The sequence below is a fragment of the Streptomyces sp. NPDC046881 genome, from assembly GCF_040645015.1.
Classification (GTDB): Bacteria; Actinomycetota; Actinomycetes; order Streptomycetales; family Streptomycetaceae; genus Streptomyces.
Genome location: NZ_JBEYXJ010000216.1, coordinates 1 through 4300, shown reverse-complemented (window position 1 = coordinate 4300; position 4300 = coordinate 1). Strand labels below are relative to the sequence as shown.

Sequence of the window (4300 nt, the reverse complement as noted above, 5' to 3'; positions counted from 1 at the left end):
GCCCCGGCCGGCCCGCGGGCCTCCCGCCGGGCCCGCCGGGGGCGGGGGGGGCGGCCGCCCCCCCCGGGCGGGGCGCCCCCCCCCCCCCGCCCGGCGCCCCGCCGCCGGACAGGAAGGCGTACCGGCGCCGGGCCGTGCCCGGGGAACAGCGTCGGCTGCGCTCGAACTGCCCCGAGCCGCGCGGGTGTTCGTGCCCGACGCCGTCGGCGTGCCGATCCTCGGCGACGGCCAGCCGGCCGGCCGTCGCACGGCAGCGGTGTCCGCACGCACCAGAACTCCCGCGCCCCGCCCCGTATCGGCTGATCTCCCCGTGGCGCGCCCTGCGTTGATCCGGAAGGATGCTGCGGGCGGTGCGGCCGAGACCCGTGCCGCACGGCAGGCGACCCCGATGGATACGGAGCGTACCGATGACCTCTGCGGCCCCCCAGGACCTCGTCGTCACGCAGGCCACCCTCGCCGACTGGCCGGTGATCAGCGGGTGGGCGGCGGCGGAGGGCTGGAACCCCGGGCTGTCCGACGGACCCGCGTTCTTCGCGCAGGATCCCGAGGGGTTCTTCCTCGGCCGGATCGACGGGGAGCCGGTGTCGGCCGTGTCCGTCGTCAACCACGGACCCGACTTCGCCTTCCTCGGCTGCTACCTCGTCCGCCCCGACCTGCGCGGCCGCGGACACGGGCTCACCACCTGGAAGACCGCCCTGGCCCACGCCGGGAACCGGACCGTCGGCCTGGACGGAGTCGTGGCGCAGCAGGACAACTACCGGCAGTCCGGGTTCCGGCTCGCCCACCGCACCATCCGGTTCACCGGCACCGCCCCCGAGCGCGCCATGCCCGCCGGCGTACGCCCCGCCGCCCCCGCCGACCTGGCCGCGCTCACCGCCTACGACAGCGCCTGCCACCCCGCCGACCGCCCCCGCTTCCTCGCCGAGTGGCTCACCACACCCGGCCACCGGGCCGTCGTCCGCGAGGACGGCGGGCGCCCGACCGGCTACGGCGTGATCCGCCCCGGCCACGACACCCTGCGCGTCGGCCCCCTGTTCGCGGACACCGCCGACGACGCCCGGGCCCTGTTCGACGCCCTGACCGCCGACGTGGCCGGCCGCGAGGTCGCGATCGACGTGCCCGAGCCGAACGCGGCCGGCGTCGCCCTCGCCGAGGAGGCCGGACTGCGGCCCTCGTTCGAGACCGCCCGCATGTACACCGGCCCGGTGCGCGCCCATGCCCGGGAGCGGGTGTTCGGCGTGACCACGCTCGAACTCGGCTGATCCTCGGGAACGGCGGCCGTGGCAGCGGCGGTACAGCTCCCGTACCTCGTCCACCAGCTCCGGCACCGGCCCCTCCACCGTCACGGCGGGCGCGATGTCCCGCACGGGCAGCGTGCCCGCATCGACTGCCTCGCCCGCAACCGGGACCGGCTCACCGCCTGTCCGGCGGCGGTACGGCCGGACGACGGCCGGCGCGCCTAATTCGGTTGGACCGCGGGGGAGTTCGTGCTGAAGTGACGCCATGGATCACGCCGCTGTGCTCGCCGCGTACGACCGGGACCTGCGCGAGGGTGCCCGGCCCGACGGGCCCGGGGCCCGGATCGAGCGGGCCGGCCGGGTGGTGCGTCAGGTCGCGGACCCGCTGGGCTGGAACGGCGTGCTCTGGTCCAATCTGGACGCGGCGGACGCGGACCGGGCCGTCCGTGAGCAGATCGACCGCTTCACCGGCCTGGGCCGGGACTTCGAGTGGAAGCTCTACGGCCACGACGAGCCCGCGGACCTCGCCGGCCGGATGGTCGCCGCCGGGTTCCGGGCCGAGCCCACGGAGACGCTGATGGTCGCGGAGGTGACCGCGCTCGCCCTGGACACCGCACCGCCGGAGGGCGTCACCTGCGTGGCGGCCACCGATGCGGCCGGCGTGGACCTCGTCGTGGCCGCACACGAGCGGGCCTTCGGCACCGAAGGCACCGCGCTGCGGCACCGGCTGCTGGCCCGGCTCGCCGTCGAACCCGGCACGGTCGTCGCCGTGGCCGCCCTGGCCGACGGCGAACCCGTCGCCGCCGCCCGCATGGAACCGGTGCCCGGCACGCCGTTCGCCGGACTGTGGGGCGGCGGCACCGTCGCGGCCTGGCGGGGCCGGGGCATCTACCGTGCCCTGGTCGCCCACCGGGCCCGCGCCGCCGCCGAACGGGGCTACCGCTACCTCCACGTCGACGCCTCCGCCATGAGCCGCCCGATCCTGGAACGCCTCGGCTTCCACGCCCTGAGCACCACAACGCCCTACGTGTACGGGAACTGACTCAGCGGCGGGCGAGGGCCCGGTCCAGCGCGGCCACGCCCACGGCCGCCAGGGCGATCTGGACGAACCACTCGATCCAGTCGGGCCCCTTGGTGTCGGCGACGCCGAGCCCGGCGGCGATCGCCGAGCCCAGCAGCGCGGCCGCGATGCCGACGACGATCGTCCACAGGACACCGATGTGCTGCCGTCCCGGGACGACCAGCCGGCCCAGTACACCGATGACGATGCCGATGACGATGGCGCTGATGACGCCCGAGATCTCCATGGCCGCCCTCCCTTGACGCTTCTGTCGCCGAATCCCGCTGCTGTGGCGTGTGCCCGCTGTCGGCGGAGCCACTCTGCTCCGGTTGCCGCCGGACGCCTCTGTTCACCGGCCCTTCATGCCATGTACCTTTCAACCAATCGACGCGTGTAGAACGCTCAAGCGAGCTCTACGCGCGCAGACTTGGCGCCCGCACTGCCTCTTCCCCACCCCTCATGGAGGTTCGACGGATGCTTGGATCCAGGAGATCCCGCCGCAGATGCACCACCGCCCTGGCCGGCCTGGGACTGCTCGTCACCGGAGCCACCCTCCAGGTCGGCACCGGCACCCCCGCCCACGCGGCGACCCCGCACCGCATCCTGTTCGACAACGCCCACGCCGAGACGGCCGGCAACGCCGACTGGATCGTCTCCACCAGCCAGCCCGACCCGCTCGGCCAGGACTCCTCCCCGTCCGCCGAGACGGACTGGACCGGCGCCCTGTCCTCCTGGGGCGTCGCGCTCCAGAAGACCGGCAACTACAGCCTGAAGACCCTGCCGTCCGGATCCGCCCTCGGCTACGGCGGCACCTCCGCGACCGACCTGTCGAACTTCGACACGCTGGTCCTGCCGGAACCCAACACGCTGTTCACCAGCGCCGAGAAGACGGCGATCATGAACTTCGTGAAGAACGGCGGCGGGCTGTTCATGATCTCCGACCACACCGGAGCCGACCGCAACAACGACGGCTACGACGCGGTCGAGATCTTCAACGACCTGATGACGAACAACAGCGTCGACTCCACCGACCCGTTCGGCTTCTCCGTCGACTCGCTCAGCATCGGCTCCGACCACCCGTCCGCCGTCAGCGACAGCACCAACCCGGTGCTGCACGGCTCCTTCGGCACGGTCACCAAGAGCCTGATCGCCAGCGGGACCACCGCCACCCTCAAGCCCGCCGACAACCCCGGCGTCAAGGGCCTGCTCTACCGCACCGGTTACTCCGGCAACACCGGCGCCTTCTTCGCCACCAGCACCTTCGGCAGCGGCCGGGTCGCCTTCTGGGGCGACAGCTCACCCGTCGACGACGGCACCGGCCAGTACGGCAACACGCTGTACGACGGCTGGAACGACACCAGCGCCACCAACGCGGCCCTCGCCCTCAACGCCACCGAGTGGCTGGCCGGCGCGAGCGGCAGCGGCGGGGGCGGCGGCTCGACGTCCTGCACCGCCGCCCAGCTCCTCGGCAACAGCGGCTTCGAGTCCGGCAGCGGCTCCTGGAGCGCCACGAGCGGGGTCATCACCAACTCCACCGGCGAGCAGCCCCGTTCCGGCTCCTCCTACGCCTGGCTCGACGGGAACGGCACCGCCACCACCGACACGCTCGCCCAGTCGGTGGCCATCCCGTCCGGCTGCTCGGCCAGGCTCAGCTTCTACCTGCACGTGGACACCGCCGAGACCTCGAGCAGCACCGCCTACGACACCCTCAAGGTCCAGGTGCTCAGCGGCTCCGGCACGGTCCTCGGCACCCTGGCGGCCTACTCCAACCTCAACGCCGCCTCCGGGTACACCCAGCGCGGCTTCGACCTGAGCGGCTACGCCGGGCAGACGGTCACCCTGAAGTTCACCGGCACCGAGGGCTCCAAGTACCAGACGTCGTTCGTCGTCGACGACACCGCGCTCGAGGTGAGCTGAGCCGCGGGGGGGGGGGGGCGCGGGGGGCCCCCCCCCCCCCCCGCCCCCCGCCCCCCCCCCACCCCCCCCGGGCCCCCCCCCCCCC

5 protein-coding genes are annotated in these 4300 nt (G+C 74.0%); 4 read left to right on the top strand and 1 reads right to left on the bottom strand.

All coding sequences use genetic code 11. The annotated features are described in order from the left end of the window. Window positions 1–407: 407 nt before the first annotated feature. From ABZ923_RS41000 to ABZ923_RS40990, 3 genes are read left to right on the top strand one after another with little or no spacing between them, the layout of a single operon-like run. On the top strand, window positions 408–1262 hold the full coding sequence (locus ABZ923_RS41000; protein ID WP_361483451.1) for a GNAT family N-acetyltransferase: 855 nt from the start codon (window positions 408–410) through the stop codon (window positions 1260–1262). An 18-nt stretch (window positions 1263–1280) separates the two neighbouring features. Beyond that, entirely contained in the window at window positions 1281–1463 is a 183-nt protein-coding gene (locus ABZ923_RS40995; protein ID WP_361483448.1) for a hypothetical protein, read from the top strand. Between the two features lie 40 nt (window positions 1464–1503). Then, window positions 1504–2280, top strand: a complete 777-nt coding sequence (locus tag ABZ923_RS40990; RefSeq protein WP_361483445.1) for a GNAT family N-acetyltransferase — start codon at window positions 1504–1506, stop codon at window positions 2278–2280. A gap of 1 nt (window position 2281) precedes the next feature. Here ABZ923_RS40990 and ABZ923_RS40985 read toward each other — a convergent pair whose 3' ends face one another. After that, a complete protein-coding gene (locus ABZ923_RS40985) occupies window positions 2282–2545 on the bottom strand; it encodes a GlsB/YeaQ/YmgE family stress response membrane protein (protein ID WP_361483442.1) in 264 nt (87 codons plus the stop codon). A 227-nt stretch (window positions 2546–2772) separates the two neighbouring features. Here ABZ923_RS40985 and ABZ923_RS40980 point away from each other — a divergent pair, with 227 nt between their 5' ends. Further along, window positions 2773–4215 (top strand): hydrolase, encoded by a 1443-nt coding sequence (locus tag ABZ923_RS40980; protein ID WP_361483439.1) that lies wholly within the window; start codon window positions 2773–2775, stop codon window positions 4213–4215. Window positions 4216–4300 lie beyond the last annotated feature (85 nt).

Bases quoted from the DNA above. Each gene is read 5' to 3' on its own strand.
- ABZ923_RS41000 (WP_361483451.1), top strand. From the start codon at position 408: ATGACCTCTGCGGCCCCCCAGGACCTCGTCGTCACGCAGGCCACCCTC.
- ABZ923_RS40990 (WP_361483445.1), top strand. From the start codon at position 1,504: ATGGATCACGCCGCTGTGCTCGCCGCGTACGACCGGGACCTGCGCGAG.
- ABZ923_RS40985 (WP_361483442.1), bottom strand. From the start codon at position 2,545: ATGGAGATCTCGGGCGTCATCAGCGCCATCGTCATCGGCATCGTCATC.
- ABZ923_RS40980 (WP_361483439.1), top strand. From the start codon at position 2,773: ATGCTTGGATCCAGGAGATCCCGCCGCAGATGCACCACCGCCCTGGCC.